This window comes from Lentzea xerophila, assembly GCF_051094245.1.
GTDB classification, from domain to species: Bacteria; Actinomycetota; Actinomycetes; order Mycobacteriales; family Pseudonocardiaceae; genus Lentzea; species Lentzea xerophila.
This window is the reverse complement of the sequence record NZ_CP194934.1, coordinates 3,583,007-3,599,835: the sequence shown is the minus strand read 5'-3', so window position 1 is coordinate 3,599,835 and position 16,829 is coordinate 3,583,007. Positions and strand designations below refer to the sequence as shown.

The 16,829-nt window shown below is 65.3% G+C and carries 11 protein-coding genes and 2 pseudogenes; 6 read left to right on the top strand and 7 right to left on the bottom strand.

Features of this window, described 5'->3' with window-relative positions:
• Position 1: 1 nt before the first annotated feature.
• The 5 genes and pseudogenes from ACRSBM_RS16995 to ACRSBM_RS16975 form a co-directional block, all read right to left on the bottom strand.
• Complete coding sequence (locus tag ACRSBM_RS16995; protein WP_434453505.1) at positions 2–466, bottom strand: hypothetical protein; 465 nt, start codon at positions 464–466, stop codon at positions 2–4.
• Between the two features lie 110 nt (positions 467–576).
• Positions 577–1,113, bottom strand: a pseudogene (locus tag ACRSBM_RS16990) (Gfo/Idh/MocA family protein); the annotation flags it as partial.
• On the bottom strand, positions 1,083–1,187 hold the full coding sequence (locus tag ACRSBM_RS16985; protein WP_434444377.1) for a hypothetical protein: 105 nt from the start codon (positions 1,185–1,187) through the stop codon (positions 1,083–1,085). The pseudogene ACRSBM_RS16990 and the gene ACRSBM_RS16985, both read right to left, overlap by 31 nt.
• 47 nt (positions 1,188–1,234) lie before the next feature.
• A pseudogene (locus ACRSBM_RS16980) lies at positions 1,235–1,426 on the bottom strand (transposase); the annotation flags it as partial.
• Positions 1,427–1,537: 111 nt separating this feature from the next.
• Complete coding sequence (locus ACRSBM_RS16975) at positions 1,538–2,974, bottom strand: DHA2 family efflux MFS transporter permease subunit (RefSeq protein WP_434444376.1); 1,437 nt, start codon at positions 2,972–2,974, stop codon at positions 1,538–1,540.
• A gap of 341 nt (positions 2,975–3,315) precedes the next feature.
• Between ACRSBM_RS16975 and ACRSBM_RS16970 the strand changes: the two genes are divergently transcribed.
• From ACRSBM_RS16970 to ACRSBM_RS16960, 3 genes are all read left to right on the top strand, one after another.
• A complete protein-coding gene (locus ACRSBM_RS16970) occupies positions 3,316–4,653 on the top strand; it encodes a nucleotide disphospho-sugar-binding domain-containing protein (protein WP_434444375.1) in 1,338 nt (445 codons plus the stop codon).
• Between the two features lie 26 nt (positions 4,654–4,679).
• Positions 4,680–7,832 (top strand): acyltransferase domain-containing protein, encoded by a 3,153-nt coding sequence (locus tag ACRSBM_RS16965; RefSeq protein ID WP_434444374.1) that lies wholly within the window; start codon positions 4,680–4,682, stop codon positions 7,830–7,832.
• Positions 7,833–8,503: 671 nt separating this feature from the next.
• Positions 8,504–8,980 (top strand): hypothetical protein, encoded by a 477-nt coding sequence (locus tag ACRSBM_RS16960; protein ID WP_434444373.1) that lies wholly within the window; start codon positions 8,504–8,506, stop codon positions 8,978–8,980.
• Here ACRSBM_RS16960 and ACRSBM_RS16955 read toward each other — a convergent pair.
• The gene (locus ACRSBM_RS16955) at positions 8,970–9,584 is read right to left on the bottom strand and encodes a TetR/AcrR family transcriptional regulator (protein ID WP_434444372.1); all 615 of its coding nucleotides are present in this window, start codon (positions 9,582–9,584) and stop codon (positions 8,970–8,972) included. The genes ACRSBM_RS16960 and ACRSBM_RS16955 overlap by 11 nt on opposite strands.
• Before the next feature lie 624 nt (positions 9,585–10,208).
• On the opposite strand from ACRSBM_RS16955, the gene ACRSBM_RS16950 reads away from it, so the two are divergent.
• Positions 10,209–13,091 carry an ATP-binding protein gene (locus tag ACRSBM_RS16950; protein ID WP_434444371.1) on the top strand — a complete coding sequence of 961 codons (2,883 nt, stop codon included), beginning with the start codon at positions 10,209–10,211 and terminating at the stop codon, positions 13,089–13,091.
• Between the two features lie 136 nt (positions 13,092–13,227).
• Here the strand turns inward: ACRSBM_RS16950 and ACRSBM_RS16945 are convergent, their stop codons facing one another.
• Positions 13,228–14,016 carry an IclR family transcriptional regulator gene (locus ACRSBM_RS16945; RefSeq protein WP_434444370.1) on the bottom strand — a complete coding sequence of 263 codons (789 nt, stop codon included), beginning with the start codon at positions 14,014–14,016 and terminating at the stop codon, positions 13,228–13,230.
• 1,223 nt (positions 14,017–15,239) lie between these two features.
• On the opposite strand from ACRSBM_RS16945, the gene ACRSBM_RS16940 reads away from it, so the two are divergent.
• Both ACRSBM_RS16940 and ACRSBM_RS16935 read left to right on the top strand, forming a co-directional pair.
• Positions 15,240–16,064, top strand: a complete 825-nt coding sequence (locus ACRSBM_RS16940; protein WP_434444369.1) for a hypothetical protein — start codon at positions 15,240–15,242, stop codon at positions 16,062–16,064.
• Positions 16,061–16,756 carry an O-methyltransferase gene (locus ACRSBM_RS16935; RefSeq protein WP_434444368.1) on the top strand — a complete coding sequence of 232 codons (696 nt, stop codon included), beginning with the start codon at positions 16,061–16,063 and terminating at the stop codon, positions 16,754–16,756. Before ACRSBM_RS16940 ends, ACRSBM_RS16935 begins: the two co-directional genes overlap by 4 nt.
• Positions 16,757–16,829: the final 73 nt, after the last annotated feature.

The window sequence follows — 16,829 nt, the reverse complement described above, 5'->3', positions numbered from 1 at the left end:
GTCAACGGCTGAGGGACCACTCGTCCACGGCTGTGAGCGGCACCGGCAGTGGCCGCTCCACCGTGGTCGTCAGCTCGATCCGCCGCCCCTCGTCCGCCGCTCGGAGCAGGGCGGTCATCGTCTCGAGCACGTGCAGCGCGAGCTCACCGCCGGCGCGCGGGGCCCGCCGCTGCCCGCCGGCGGTGACGAGGTCGATGAGGCCGATACCCCGCCCTGCGCCCGTGTAGCCCGCGCTGGGGGGAAGGGTTCGCCATCCGGTGCCGCCGAGCGGGAAGAGCCGGGTCTCGCCGTCGAAGTGGTTCGGGTCCGGAACCGCGAGCGTGCCGATCTCGCCGTGTACCTCGATTGGCGCGGCGGTGGTGGCCACCCCGTCGAAACTGGTTGTGATGGTGGAAAGCGCGCCGTTGGCGTGTTCGAACACGCCGGAGACGTGGCTGTCGACCTCGACCGGGATTCGGTGGCCCATCCGCGCGCCGGAGCCGATGACGTGCTCGGCGCGCAGGCGACTGGCTGCGCGCCGAGCACCGTGCGCACCGGGCCGAGCAGGTGGATCAGAGCGGTGATGTAGTACGGCCCCATGTCCAGCAGTGGACCGCCGCCCGCGGTGTAGTAGAAGTCGGGGTCGGGGTGCCAGCGTTCGTGCCCCGGCGTGACCATCACGGCCGATGCGGAGAGCGGGCGTCCGATGAGCCCGCTGTCGATCGCCGCCCGCGCGGTCTGCGTCCCCGTGCCGAGAACGGTGTCCGGTGCGCACCCGACCAGGACACCGGCCGCGGCGGCCCGGTCGATGATCGCTCGGCCGTCCGGGAACGTGGCGGCGAGCGGTTTCTCGCCGACGACGTTCTTGCCGGCGTCGATCGCGCGGAACGCGATCTCGGCATGGGCGGCGGGGACGGTGAGGTTGAGCACCGTGTCGACGTCCGCCCCGCGGAGCAGGCGCTCGACGCTGACCGCCTCGGTGCCGGGGCGCTCGGCGGCGAACGCGGCCGAGCGGGTGGCGTCGAGGTCAGCGACCGCGGAGACGCACACCGCGGGGTGGCTGCCGAGCGTGTCCAGATAGGCACGGGAGATGAACCCGGTACCTACGATTCCGACGCGGTGCGGGTCGCCCACGAGATCCCCCTCGTGATGACGGCTCGGACACTGGGGTGCTCCAGCACGTCCAGGCTGTGTCCCGGCGTCGTCACCACGATCCTCCCGGCGCCCCACCGGCGCGTCCAGATCGCCGGGCAGGTGACCGTGGTCCGTCCTGGACCTTGGTCGAGGATAGGGCAGCCAGGTAGAAGACACGGCGCAGGCCGCGGTGATAGCGCTTGGGCCTATGCAGGTTGCCCCGCACCCGGCCGGAGTCACGCGGCACCGGGACGAGTCCGGCGTAGGCGGCCAACCGCCCGGAGTTGCCGAACACCGCACGCAGGTCACCGCCACACCACGGCAGTGCTCGTCACGAGTGTGCGCACTCCCGCCTCGGCGTAGTAGTAGGTCTTGCCAGAACCTTGACAGCTAACGACGAACGCCCAACTACACGGCATTGGAACTAGCTCTCCACGCTTTGGCGCGTGTCATGTCGCTTCAATCGAACGCTGTTCTCCATAAACGCGCAGACCAGTGCGCCGGCGGCCAGAACGCCGATCGGCAACATCAGCGTTTCCCTGACGGCCTTGGTGAGGCCGTGCTCCAAGTCGGGCCAGGTTGCGGTGGCGACTCTTGCCTGCAAGAGCGCGCCCATGCCGGCGGTACCGAGCACGGCACCCACCTGCCTGGCAGTGTTGAACACTCCGGACGCCGCACCGACGAGGCTCGTCGGCACGACTCTTGTCGCCTCACTGGCGAGTGAGGCGAACAGGCAAGCAACACCGGCTCCCATGGCCACCAGTCCCGGAGCGAAGATCCACGGGTCGGTGTCCGACCGCATCTGCGCGGTGACGACGGCGAGCCCGCAGGCTGACATCACGAACCCGGTCACCGCGACGAGCTTGCCGCCGAAGCGGTCGGACAGGCGACCGGCCAGCGGTCCGAGAAGAACGGACGTCACCGCCATCGGCATGGTCGCCAGTCCGGAGTCCGAAGGGGACAGTCCGCGCACGGTCTGCAGGTAGATGATGAGCGGGACGAAAACCGCCGCGAGGGTGAATCCCAGGGCCACGTTCGCGGTGCTCGCTGCGGAGAAGGTGCGGTACCGGAACAGCGAGAGGTCGAGCAGCGGCTCACGGTTGAGGCGCTGGGTGTAGAGGAACACGACGAGCAACACCGATCCGGATCCGATCAGTCCCTGGATCGTGATCGGGCCGGCCACAGCGCCCCATTCGTACTGCTGGCCGTTCTGGACGCCGAACACGATCAGGAACAGGCCCAGACCGCAGAGCATCGCTCCAGACAGGTTGAACCGCTGTTCGGCGCGGGACCGCCCACCTGGTACGAACACACCGGTGAGCACGAGCGCCATGATGCCGACCGGCACGTTCACCAGGAAGATGCTCCGCCAGCCTGCCCAAAGCACCATGAGGCCGCCGAAGATCGGACCGGTGACGGTCGCACAGCCGACCACCGCACCCCACACGCCAAAGGCGATGCCGCGTCGCTGCGATGGGAAAAGGTCGGCGATTAGTGCCATCTGCTGAGGGGTCATCATCGCCGCGCCAAGACCTTGCACGACCCGCGCCGCGATCAACACTTCCACCGTTTCCGCCGCGGCACACACCAACGAAGCTGCCGTGAACACGATCAGGCCGGCGGCGAACATCGCCCTGCGGCCAAGCCGGTCGCCGAGCCGGCTGGTGAGCAGCAGGGGCACCGCGAACGTCAGCGTGTACCCGCCGATGACCCAGATGGCCTGGTTCAGGCTTGCGTGAAGGTCGGCGATCATGGTGGGCATCGCGACGGTGACGACCGTGGCGTCCAGCATCGTCATGAACGCCCCTATGCACAGCGCCGACAGGGCGGCCCATGGCCGTCGCACGGCCTGCGCGGTCATCCCGAAATCCTCCCGACGGCATTTTCGACGAGTGCCTTTTGGAGTTCGTCGCCAACTGCCTGCGATTGCAATATTCACGCGAGGCGGAATTCGATATCCTACCGACTCCGCCTGGTCCGGTAAAGCTTCGTTCCACCGTACGGAACGAAGCTTTACTGGACCAGGCGAGTCTGTATAGCTTCGCTCCACCGCGCGGAACCTGCGGAAGTGAGCAGTTTCTCGATGAATAGCATTAATTAGCAGAAAACAGTCTTGGACAAGACCTGAACATTTCGTACAAGCTGTCGTTCATCAGGGGCGGGCTGGTCTTGCTTTCGTCTCGTTCGCAGTGGAGGAATCAAATGGCACACGTCGTCCTGGCGTCCGCGCCGTTCCCCGGTCACGTAATCCCACTCCTGCCGATCGGCAGGAGTCTGCTCGATGCCGGGCACCGCCTGACCGTCATCAGCGCGGCCACCTTCGAACCGCTGTTCAGGTCGGTCCTCGGCACGGCCGGTGTGCGGTTCCACCCGTTGCGCGGCGCGGCCGCGTTCGACGGGAACCGCACGCTCGAGACCTTCCCTGCGCTCAAGACCACACCACCCGGCCACCGGCAGGTGCAGGTGGCCGCCCGCGACATCTTCATCCCGGCCATCGCGGACCAGTTCCAGGCGGTGCAAGAGGTTCTCGCGGTGGAGGACGCCGGAGACGCGGTGGTCGTCCACGACGCGTTCTTCCACGGCACCTGGCCGTTGATGCTCGGCGCACCTGGGCTCCGCCCGGCCGGCGCCATCGGGATCGGCGTGTCCGTGTTGGCGCTGGGAGGGGACGACGTGGCCCCCTTCGGCTACGGGCTCGAACCTGACGCGACCCCGTCCGGTGTGCGGCGCAACCGCGAGCTCGACGTCCAGATGCGCTCCGAGTTCGCGCCCACTCAGGATCAGTTCGAAGAACTGATGGCGGGTCTAGGAACAGATGAGAGGCCGCCGTACTACTGGGACGCGCACTCGTTGCTGTGCGACAGGTACTTCCAGCTGTCGCCGGAGGGTCTCGAACACCCCCGTGCCGCCATGCCCGGCCACATCGAGGTGATCGGCAGGCCTGAACCTCCGTCCCAGCTCGCTGAGTTCATCGCACCGGACTGGTGGGGGGACGTGCTGGAAGCGGACGACGTCGTGTTCGTGACGCAGGGAACCCTCAACAACGACAACCACTCCGCGCTCATCGGACCGACTCTGGAGGCGCTGGCGGACTCCGGCGTGCTGGTGGTGGCGACCTTCGGCGGCAGGCCTGTACCTGACGGTCTCGTCGTACCGCCGAACGCACGTGTCGCCGAGTACCTCTCCTACGATGTGATGCTCCCGTATACCAGCGTGTTCGTCACCAACGGCGGGTACGGCGGCGTGCAGACGGCGCTCATGCACGGCATTCCGGTGGTCGTCGCCGGCGAGACCGAGGACAAGCCCGAGGTGGCTGCACGGGTGGCGGCCTCGGGTGCCGGGGTGAACCTGCGCACCGGACAGCCCGAGCCTACTGCCGTGCGCGCCGCTGTCGAGCGCACTTTGCGGGACGACTCCTTCCGCAAACGGGCCGAAGTGCTCCGCGCCCAGTACAAGGCGGCGGATCCGTTGACGCGCATCAAGAACGAGGTCGACGCCCTCGCGGCCGCATCCCCTGCGCAGGAACGCGCGTACGTGTGATGGGACCTACGAACATGTTCGCTCCGGTGGCCGTACTGGGAGTGGGAACTCGGCGGTCGGAGATCGCCGAGGCGGTGTCGGCGGCGCTCGACATCGCCTCGGCGGAGCCCAGCGCGCTTGAAGGCGCTCGTGTGTTCGCCGCTATCTCGACGTCTGTCGGGAGTTCGGACGCGTCCTTCGCTGCGGGAGTCCGTCTCGTCGAAGCTCTGGCCAAACAGCACGGGTGGGACGGTGGAACGTTCCTGTCAGGCCGGTCCGGGCTGGCGACGGCTCAAGATGCGATTCACGCGCTCGCGGCGGGTGTGGTCGACGTGGCAGTCGTCATCGGGGTGGAGATGACGGGGGCCGGCGCGGACGTCGTTCTCCTGAAACGGTGGGCGGACGCGCGTCGTGACGAGGACCGCGTGTTGGCGGTCGTCACCAGTGCCGCGCCCGCGCAGGTCGACCGCCGGGAAAGCACCGATCTGGCCGGCTTCACCGCGATCGTCCTGCAGCTGAGCCGCGCGGGCGCCGGCTGGCCTCGTCACGCCGGCCGGGCCACCGCCGTGGTGTCCTCCCCCGGCGAGCCCGACGTCCAAATCATCCTGGAAGAGCCGGAAGAGCCGTACACCGGAGGTCCGAGGCTCGCGGTGCTGTCCGCACCGTCACAGAACGATTTGCTGCACCGCGCGGCCCAACTCGCGGACTGGCTGCGATCGCCTGCGGGGAAGCAGGCGGATGTGGCCGATGTGGCGCATTCGCTGGTGCGCCAAGACGAGGGCGCCGAGCACCGGATGGCCGTGCTCGCGTCGGACGTCGCCGAGCTCGCCACCGGACTCACGTCGAACGAGATCACCGGCTTCACGGCCCGCCCGGCCGACCCGGTGTTCGTCTTCTCCGGCCACGGCAGCGAATGGCACGGTATGGGACGGGACCTGCTCGCGTCGGAACCGGTCTTCGCCCATGCCGTGGACGCGCTCGGCGGCCTGTTCAGCGAGCACTTCGGACGCACGCTCAGGGACCTGATCAACACGTCCCGTGAGTGGTCCCTGGAGGAGGTCGAGGCGGCGATCTTCGGCCTCCAGCTCGCTCTGGTGGCCCAGTGGAAGGCGCTCGGCGTCCGCCCGGCCGCCGTCATCGGGCACTCGCTCGGCTCGGTCGCCGCGGCGGTCGTGAGCGGAGGCCTCACCGTCGAACAGGGTGTCGCGGTGGTCGCGGCGAGATCACATCTGATCAGCGAGTTGCCGATGGGCGCACTGGCGGTGGTGGAGATGACCCGGGAGGAGGTAGAGGACTGCCTCGGCGTCGAGTTCGCCGTGGACCTGGCGCCGGGCAGGGTGACCGTGTCCGGTTCGGCGGATCGACTTGACGACCTGGTCACGGAGCTGCAGGGACGCGGACGCGGCGCTCAAAGGGTGCTCGCGGACTTCGCCGCGCACTCCTCCGCGGTGGAACCGGCGGCGGCGCGGCTTCCCGCCGTGCTGCAGGGTCTGCGCGGATCCGCTCCTATTGTCCGGTGGTACGACACCGTGTGGACCGACCCAGCTGAGCAGCCGACCTTCTGCCCGGAGTACTGGGCCGCCCATATGCGTCGTCCCGTCCTGCTGTGCACCGCGGTCGAGTCGGCCGCGGCCGACGGTCACAGGGTATTCCTGGAGATCGCACCTCATTCGGTGCTCCGCAGCTCGGTCGCCCTCACGCTGCGGAAGGCGGGAGTGCACGACCACGTGGTCGTAGGGTCACTGTGCCGGGAGAGGGACGAGATCAGGGCGATGCGCGCCGCGCTCGCGACGCTGTACTGCGCGGGAGTGCAGGTGGCGCCGGGAGATCGGCACGGCCAGCTGGTGGACCTGCCTCCCGCGTCCTGGCGATACGCACCGGTGCGGTCGGAGGCAAACACAGTGGCCACGACCACAGATGTCGTCCACACGATCGCCGCTGTCATGGACCTGCCGATCGAGGCTGTGCGTCGTGACGTCGCCCTGATCGACCTCGGTCTGGACTCGCTGATGGCGTGGCAGATCAGCACCGCACTGCACCGCGACTTCGGGCTTGAAGTCGAGTCGGCCGAGCTCCTGCGCGGCGCCTCGCTCTCCGACCTGGTTGGTGGAACTCGTACGGCGACGAGGTCACCGGCAAGGCCGCAGGCGCTGGACGAGACCGATCGGTTGATCATGCGGTTGTGGAGCGAGCACACCGGCGCCGAGGCCGCGGACCTGTCGGCGAGGGTGAGTGGTCAGGACGGGCAGGTCCGGCTGGCAGAGCGGCTGGCGGCGAGCCTCAACTCCGCATTCGGTGGCGCCCTGGACGGAGCGGAGATACTCGAGCACGACTCCCTGTCCGCGCTCGCGAACCTGGTGCGGGAGAAGTCGCACCAGCAGAACGAGGACAACCCCGTGCGGGTGCTCACGGAAGGCGGCGAAGACCCGGCTCCGTTGCTCCTGTTCCATCCAGGAGGGGGAACGTGCGCGGCCTATCACTCCCTTGTGGACATTCTGCCCGCCTCATTGCGGGTCTTGGGCTTCGAGAGAGTGCCTGGCACCAGCCTCGACGAACGGGTGTCGCGGCTACTGCCGCTGGTTCGTACCGCACAACCGCATGGTCCCTACCGCCTGGCTGGCTGGTCGTTCGGAGGAGCGACGGCATACGCGGTTGCGACCGCACTAATGGCCGGGGGCGAGGAGGTCGAGCTTGTCGCGCTGCTGGACACGATGATCCCGCTGTCGCACGAGGGCGATCCGCTCGTGTCGACTGCTCGCAGGTTCCTGAGGTTCTCGCGTCATATCGAGCAGACCTACGGCACGTCGGTCGAGCTGTCCCTCGATGAACTCGCCTCGTTGACCGAGGAGGCCCAGATTGAGCTGACCGTGCGGAGGCTGGCCGACACCGGTGTCATGCCCGCCGGTTCGCTGCGCCACCAAGAGCAATTCTTTCGCGACTCGCTGGCCAAAGAGCTCACGCCGCCGGGGCCGTACGACGGCCGGGTCGTGCTGTACCGGGCTCTGGAGCCCTTCGGCCCCGCGCAGGAATTGGAACCTCGCTACGCCCGATCCGATCTGGGCGCGGGCTGGGACGTGCTCTGCCCGCGGCTGGAGGTAGTGCCCGTGGCGGGTGCACACCACCTGTCCGTGGTGGATCCGCCGCACATCGCCCCGGTCGCCCGGCACCTCAGCTGGTTACTCGGGCACCACCCGGCCTGATCACACACTCGATCTTCGCGAAGGAACCGCGCGGTGATCAAGCTCGGATCCCACAGCTGATTCTGCCCGAGCTTCGGCAGCTGAATCCCGTTGTACACGCTCGACGGAGCCATGAAGTGCCTTGCTCCCCTGGGTTTCGACGAATCGAAATCGGGATCACGGCGCGCGCTATCCGCTCTTCCTGACACAGGCTCGCCGCGGGTCGGTCCAGTGGCTGCTTGACGATCACGGCCTCGAGGTGTCGGGGACCGGTCACGCTCCCGGCTGAGGCTCCAGCTACAACCCCATCTCCTGCGATCCGGAGGAAAGACGGGCGACGCTGGAGCGCTGCTGGCCCGCCTTCGAAGAAATCGTCTTCGACGAGGTCCGTGCGTACCGCTTCAGGATGCCGCGCAGCCGCCCGTCAGGATCCTGTGGCGCTCGAAAGTCGTCACCGCAGCGTGGCGGCGTGTCTCTCCCAGGCGGCGAGCATGCTCAGGTGACTCGTGTCCCTGCTGTACAAGGCGACTTGGAAGTTGCTGCCCACCACGTCGGCGCTGTTCCGTGGCAAGCAGAGACGGACGAGCTTCTCGTGCTGCGGCATGAGAAGCTCAGCGCTTCGCCGCCAACTGGTCGGCTCGGTCCGCTAGGAGCCGCCGGACCGGTTCTGGTTCGCCGCACTACCCGGGCTGATGCATCGTTCGTGGTGGTGCGAAATCTTCTCCGGTCACGTCTGGCGCATTGCCAGGCCGGCATCGCAGGTTCATCGCTTGACGTCAACGGTCTGGGAGATCTTGCACGCTGCCGCCTCTGAATGGGCCATGGCTCCTGATGCTCCGGCACGGTCTCCTTCTCGCCGGGGATCACCACCGCGGCTGATCAGCCATCCGGGCCGTGTTGCCGCCGACCGGCACCTGCCCGACCGCGCCGACGATGACCCGCACGGCTACGTCAAGATCTTCTCAGCGATGCTGCCGCTGCTGCTCGGATTCGCGATAACGACGCTTCTGACCGACATCGGCGAACTGTGGCGGCGAGGACACTTCCCCTACCACACCTGCCATACCGGTCCCGCCGTGATGTTGGCCGGTCCTCCGGCAGCGGTGGCCGGCACGACGATCGCGACCCTCGTCGACAATCCCGGACGACGGCGCTGGTTCAGACGGTGAGCGGCGAGAACTCCGGCAATGGCCGGTGCGCGACAGCGTGCGCGGAGCGGCTCGACATCCCGAACGTCCGCAGCAACTGCTCGGCGAGTTCGTCACCCGCGTCGGCGGGCACCTGGTCCGGATGCGCGAGCCGCAGGTGAAGCAGCGCGAGCAACGCGCCACCCGCACTCGCCAAGGCCACGTACGGGTTGCTGACCCGGAAGCGGCCCGCGTCCATGGCGTGCTGGATGTCGCGGAGCGCACGCGGAGCGAGTCCTTGCTCGGAATCCAGATAGGACACTCCGGTTCCGGCGAGGATCCTGGCCAGCCCGACGTGTGTGTCGGCCATCCGCACGGTCAGCCGAACCGACGCTGCGAACACCTCGGCCGGATCGTCGATCTCCGAGGTCGCCTGGTCCACGAGCCTGCCGTGCTCCTCTAGCACGTCCACGAGGGCGGTCGCGAACAGTTCTTCCTTGCTCGTGAAGTGGTTGTAGAAAGAGCCGAAGCCCACGTCCGCGGCGTCGGTGATCTCCTGGATGCTGACCTCACGACACCCCTCAGCGAGAAACGCACGCGCGGCGTCGACGAGCGCCTTGCGAGTACGCGCTTTCCGCCGGTCCATCCGGGATGCCTGAGTGCCTTCAGGAGCTACCACAGAACAGAGTATACAGCATCACAACACTGATGAATACATCAACGTTGTACTGAATCCCAGCCTAAAGGCCAGTTGACACACCGCGACCCGGTGTTGACTATTTCATCAGCTATGAAGTGAGATCACAAAGGAGTGCCGGATGAACAGCGACGAGGGCCTGCCGTGGCCCTCCTGCACCGGGCCGGCCGACCTCGCGACGATCGAGGTGGTGCCGCCGGCCGCGCGCCGCCTGCCTGGCAGCACCTGTCACATGGGCGCAACGGAGCTGCGATATCGCCGTGGAAGCAAGACCGGCGCGGCCCATCGAGGAAGCAGCCGCTGCCGACCCCTGACGCATCCGACCCGACACGGTTCTCTCGAGCCCGTCTGCACAGCCCGGTCTGCAAGATCGCGGCGCCAGCTCGAGGATGTGTTGTGCGACCGAGCCAGGAAGCGAAACACGGACCAGGCGAAGCAGACCGTCAGTCGTTCCCTTCAGCGGAACAGGAGATGATCAACACGGCCTTTGGTGTTGCACAACTGTCTACGACCACGAAACCGCCTACCTAACTACCCCTATTTTGAACAGCCCAACGACAGCCGGAGCGCGCAGTGACCTCGCACGCCAACCAACCTCAGACGTCCGCGAACGCACCCGGTCTGGTCGGACGAGAAGCGGAATTGGATCGCGTTCGTCATCTGCTGGAACTCGCAAGCAAAGGAAAGCCTGCTTTCGTCTTGTTTGAGGGCGCACTCGGAATAGGCAGAACCGCAATGCTCGACGCAGTCGCCGAGATGGCCGAAAGTCTAGGATTCCAAGTCGGCAAAGCGTCCGCCTCCAAAGCCGAAAGGCAGATCCCTTACGGCGTGGCTCAGCAACTCTTCGAAGGAGCGTTTGCCGACTTCAGCGAAAGAACAACGGAGGACCACCCAAGTGTTGTCAGCCCGTTGACTTACGAACCGGTAGCCAGAGCCGCCGTTGATCCACTGGATGCTCGTGGTGAGATGGAGGATCATCGAGTATTCCAAAGGCTACTTAGGCTAATTGTCGCGGCGGCCAGCCGCAGGCCGCTCTGTCTGATACTCGACGATCTGCAGTGCGCTGATCTTCCTACCGTCCGCTGGCTGAACTATCTAGCGCGACGACGGCCAACCCGGCTTCCTCTTGTCGTGGTCATCAGCCGCATGTCAGGTGCGCAGCCGGAAGACCCGATCCTGGTTGCTGAGCTTGAAATGCACGCTGACCGTGTGCGACTGGCGGAGTTCACTCCCGAGACGATCGAATCGCACGTTAAGAATCTGCTCGGCGAGGCGCCAACTGCGGAGTTCGTCGAGGCGTGCAAGAGGGCGACAGGCGGCAATCCCTTCGTTCTGAGCGAGTTGCTCCGGTCGATGCTCCATAAGTCCGCTGCGCCGGAAACCGCGACAGCAAGCAATCTTCAGGAGTTCACACTCGAAGGGTTGGGAAAATGCGTTCTCGCCCGGCTCAATCGTCAGTCGGCGCGACTCGTGCAACTCGCCAAGACTATCGCTGTCCTGGAGCCGTGCGCGCTTGATCTGGCCGCATCCGTCGGAGGGATGAGTGTTCCCGAGGTCGCAGACGACGTGCTGCAGCTGATCAACATGGGGCTTCTCAATGCAGACAGTGACAATCCGGCTTTCGAGCACGTGCTCGTTCAGAAAGCGGTGACTAGCGCCGTCGGGCATGAGGAACGAGATCAAATGCATGCCCGAGCGGTGCGCTACCTGCGTGAAATGCAGGCACCAGACGCTCTGATGGCCAAGCACATCCAACAAACCACTGAATCCCTGGGTGTCTGGGCCGCCCTGGTGTTGCAAAAAGCGGCGGAAAGCGCAATCGCCGCAGGTGATCCAGCCATTGCAGCAGGACTCCTTTCGCGTGCGCTACACGAAGACATCCCTACAGCCCTGCGAAACGATCTGCTGGCCAAACTGGGGATCACTAAGGACTATTCAGATCCCCTCCAAGCCCTGGCACACCTCGACCGTGTTTCGGGGGATCCCGGCGATCCTGATGCTTTCACACAGGTTGCGTGTCGGCGCGCCCAGTTGCTCTATATCGACAATCGTTATGACGAAGCGAATGAGGTGTTGTCCAAGGCCATTGCCGAGATGGATTCGGCAAACCCGAGAATCGCGCATCACCTGAGACTCGCATTGCGCGTGACTGCGCCAGCGCCAGTACCCGCTGAAGTCGAGGTCGAACCCGAAGACCTCGACGCAGTGCAAGAGGAAGGCGGTGCACACGCGTCCAAGCACGCTTCGCTGATTGCCCAGGTGGCAATGATCAGGGGAAAGTATCTCGATCTGAGCCGGAGGGCTGCTCTCGTGGCTCTCTCGGGTGGCGTCGGGCAGACAATTGATGATCCAGGGTGCATCGTCGCGACAATTGACGCCCTCCGTTGCGCTGATGAGTTCGACCTTGCGCTCCGTTACTGCAATGAGACCATGGCCGAGGCCGACAGACTGGGGCTCGGTTTGATGTCGCCACTGAGCCGCGCCATGCGGTCGCAAATCAACCGGCAGCGCGGCTTGATCGTGGAAGCTGTTTCTGATGCACGAATTGCCGTGGCTGCATGTCAAGATTCCTACACGCGTCCTCAGCATTGCCTTGTGGTTTTCACGACAGAAGTGCTGATCCGTGCGCTGATCGATCGTGGGGATCTACGAGAAGCACGCGACCTGTTCGAGCCGATAGGTCTGGTCAGCCCACTTCCGCGCAGCTGGCAACACACCTTTCTGCTGCATACTCGGGGGATCCTGCGCCTGCAGCTGGGTGATGTAGATGGCGCTCTGACTGATCAACTCGAGTGCGGTGCACGTCTGAGCTCATGGGGGGTGTCGAACCCGGCTTTTCTCCCGTGGCGATCTTATGCTGCGCTCGCTCAGCTCCGCTTGGGCCGCAGGCAGGAAGCGCTCGATTTGGTCCTGGAGGAACTCGAGTTGGCCAGACGTTGGACCTCCCCATCGAGCATTGCGCGCGCCCTCTTGTCCGTTGGCCTTGTGACAGGCGGGCCTGCTGCCATCCCCTGGCTTCAGGAGGCAGAGGAGATCCTGCGTAACTCGCCGGCCAGGTCGCTGCGGTGTCAAGTGCTCGTCGAACTCGGCGCCGCCAGGTGGAAGCACGGGCATCGTGAGGCTGCGCGAGAAAATCTCCTGGAGGCGAAGCTGCTTGGCGAGCAATGCGGCGCGATGCCTGCACTCGCTGCACTCGCGAAACTTCCTGAGGAAGCGGTAGGCCAGTCCAAGTCTTTTGGCATTCTTCCCGCCGCGACGGCGCTCCCGCTGACGCCACGCGAGTTCCGGGTCGCCGAGCTCGTCGCCGCCGGCAACTCCAACGATGAGGTCGCGGTGAAGCTCTCTGTGTCCAGGAGAGCTGTCGAGTTCCACCTCACGAACATCTACCGAAAGCTGGGTGTGCGTAGGCGCACTCAACTATCGTCCACTCTCTTCAAAAACGCGACCGGGTGCTGACCGCCAGAATCCGCCGGGAACAGATCGTGCGAACCAGCCGACGGGTGCGCCTCGCGTGCGGTGCGATCAATCGACTGCGCAGCGTACCGCCCCTTCTGAGAGTCCCTGTGCTTAGGCTTGTCCGAGCCCGTAACGATCAGCTCGCAATCCACTGCTTGAAAAAGATCTTGGCTGCCTGCAGCTCCTTGGAGGCGTTGCCGGCCGCCTTGCTGACCTTTGGGGCGACAGCGTCGGCTCGCAGTCTGTCAGCGGGGCCCATCACCGAAATCGCACCCATGAGTACCCGGCCGGGACCCCAAATCGGCGCCGCTACACCGGTTACTCCCGAGCACCATTCACCGCGGTCGAACGCGACGCCGTACCTGCGCACGTTGCCGAGTTCGGCGCACAAACGCTCTGAGGTCGTGATGGTGACGGCCGTGTGAGGCTCAAGTCCACCTGCGCACGCGGCGGCCGTCAGCTCCTTGGAACCTGCGAGGAGGACCTTTCCCGGCGCGGTGCAATGCAGGGGCAGCGGGGTGCGGAACCTGGACGCCACACCGGTGGAGTTACGGCCGTGCACCCGTTCCACAACGCGAACCATGTTGCCGCAGCGAACAGCGAGCTGCGCCGCTTCTCGTGTCAGCTCGTAGAGCTCTGTCAAGGTTGGCAGAAGAATTTCCCGCATACTCGCCGTGAGTCCGGCCGGCACCGCAGCAGACAGGTCCGTCACCTTCGAGCTGAGCAGGAACCTGTTGTCAACCATCACGACGAACCCTGCCGACCGCAAGAACCCGACCATGCGGTGGACCGTTGTCTTGGGAAGCCCGGTTTGGAGGGCGAGCGCACCGAGCGACATCGCTCCGTCATGGCTGGCGAACCCCTGCAGAACCGACAGCACTTTCGTCGCCGCCGAGTATGGTGCCGGACGCTCAGCATCAGTCATAGCACTCACCTCGGCTTCTGGTGACCTATCTGCCTGCTCCTCAGTCATCTCGTCAGTCCTATTCCATTTGAGTGATCGCGTCTTGCGAGCGTAGGAAGAGGAACATTTGGTGTAACTGCGGAACTCCGCAGACCTGCGTGCTCCACAGGTCCGCAGTGCCTGTGGAACTAGACGGTCCAGTCCACAGCCCGGACGCTTGACCAGTGACTTCTGGGAATCTTGACAACGGGATCCCTGGTCACCACGAGGTGTGAGCAGCCACTACAGGTCACGTCGCCGTCGCTGTCGATCGAGCCTCGGAAGTCCTGACGCGATGACTGGTGGCGTGGAGGCGCCGCCGGCAGATGATCGAGCAGGCGAGGTTGAGAAAGGCTCCGTGGACGTCGTCGCGAATCTCCGAGCGGATCCGCGGGCGGCGGGGCCAGCGCAGCAGCGACAGGGTGCTCGATGACCCCCAGCGGCGTACGCCCCCTGCTCGACGCCGTGGCGCAGGTGCTGAGCGAATTGGATGCCCTGGCGCGGAGCTGCTTGCCGTACTTACCGAGGTCGTAGTCCGGTCGGCGTAGAGCCGGTCGAGCCTGCACCGGGGGCGGCCACGTACCGGCGGGACGGTCCGAGCAGTGGTATCAGCGAGGTGACGTCGTTGCGGTTGGCTCCGGTCAGCTTCACGGCCAAGGGCACGCCGCCCGCAACCAGTCCAACGCTTCTGCGGACTGCGAGCCATGAAACATTCTGCACAACTCTGCTGCGAACGCGACGACGTCTGGCACGCCACCCAAGGCATCGCCCAGATACGCAGCCGCCCATAGCGGTTTGAAGAGCCACCACCAGCAAGCAACGCTGCCGTCATCCGTGGCCGCCAACATCCCTGATCAATTGCACCGCGCTCGCCGTGGGTTCACAAAATTCCACCGCACCCGCTGCCAATAGTGCGTTCCAGCAGCCGGAACGGACGCTTGTTGTGAGGCTCCCTCATCGCAACAGTGTCCGACATCAGCAACGCGCCAGCCACCCTGACTACTCGGCGACTGCGGGCAGGCACAACTCGCACACTGACGACAGTGACGACCCGGACCTACGACTTGGCGCTGGCCGGCCTCTGACCGAAGTGTCACAGGTTCGGAGCTGACTGCAGGGCTCATCTCCTTAGAACGCAACATTTCCGACCACAGCGAGCGCTTTGCCATCCCAACCTCCGCCATTGAACAGGATCGGGAGTGCTTATGACGCCCATGAGCGCAAGCATGCTCGTCCCGGCCGAAACCTCGGTGCGACGAACATTGGGCCTACTCTTCGTGCCTCAGCATGATGAACCGTTCGCCACCAGCGACCGACGTCCCGCGATCGAGCGCAACTCGTTGCAGCTGCCGGACACCAAGGCAGATCGTGCCCTTCTGCGCTGGCTGCTCGGTCACCAGATCGCCTACTGCGTGTGGCGCCGGCTCGCGGGAGTCCTCTGGCGGATGGCCCGCGAAGGTACGACCGACAAGGATCTGGCTGAAGCCGCCAGCTGGTACCACCGCTACACGGCACTGTTCATCTATGCGGGCAGCTGCGGCGAGAATCTCTACAGCGCCATCATCCGCCCCAGCATGGCGCACGCACATCCGGGGTTCAGCGGCGTGTGGGCTCGCGACTACACGCGAGTGTCGCGGCTGCTGCACGAACTCGCGATTCCGCCTGGCAGTTCGCTCAAGCAGGCGGTCAAGACCAACCGCACCGTCCACATGCGGATCGCCAAAATCCTGGTGCCTGAGGGAGAGTCACTGCTCAAGGCGTCAGGGCAACGGGCGGGACAGGGCGCTCTGCCAGAACAAGAAGACTTGTTCGACAAGTACTTCCTCGTCGAACGCACTGCTGTGACCGAGAACAGTTTCGCTTTTCAAGCTGTCTTCCGAGCCAAGACGGCGCTACTCGACCTCGAACAGCATCCCATCCAGCGAGCCGAGTACGCATCGGTGCTCACGATGCTGCCCGACGACATCACGACCGTCTTCCGCGACATGGTGCTCGCCTTTACTCCTCTCCGCACAGGAGTTCCGAGATGACCAGTACGACGATTTACAGTTCGTCCCAAGTGGACAAGAGGGTTCGACTGACATCGGACGTCGTCGACTACGCACTCGCACACACGACTCCCCCGACTGCGGCGCAGCGATGGCTGATCGACACGACGATGGCGCTTGGCGATGTCGCAGAGATGCAGGTCCCACACGAGCAAGCTGTGCTGCTCGGGCTTCTGACCGCCACGATGCGCGCCCGAACGGTCATCGAGATCGGCACGTTCACTGGATACTCGGCATTGGCGATGGCACGGAACTTGCCCGACGGCGGCACGGTCCACACGTTCGACATCAGCGCCAAGTGGGCCGCCACCGCAGATCGGGCGTGGCGCGCTGCGGGAGTCGCGGACCGGATTCGTCAGCACATCGGGCGAGCTGCCCAACTGCTCACCAACTGGCCCATCACCTCACAGGTGGACCTGGCGTTCATCGACGCAGACAAGATCAACTACACCTCGTACTGGAACCTGCTGGTGCCGAGGATGGCCGACAACGGGCTCATTCTGGCCGACAACGTTCTCTACGCAGGCGAAGCTGTTCACCCGGAGGCGGAGGGCAACGCCAAGGCGATTCGCGAGTTCAACGAGCTGGTACACAACGACCATCGCGTCGAGGCCGTGCTTCTGCCTTTTGCGGACGGACTTACAGTGGCACGAAAGCGTCCCACAACCAGCTGAACGACACCGAAACCAACGTCGCACGATCAGAATCTTCGCGAGCCCTTGACAACGGCGTCACGATTCACCCGTC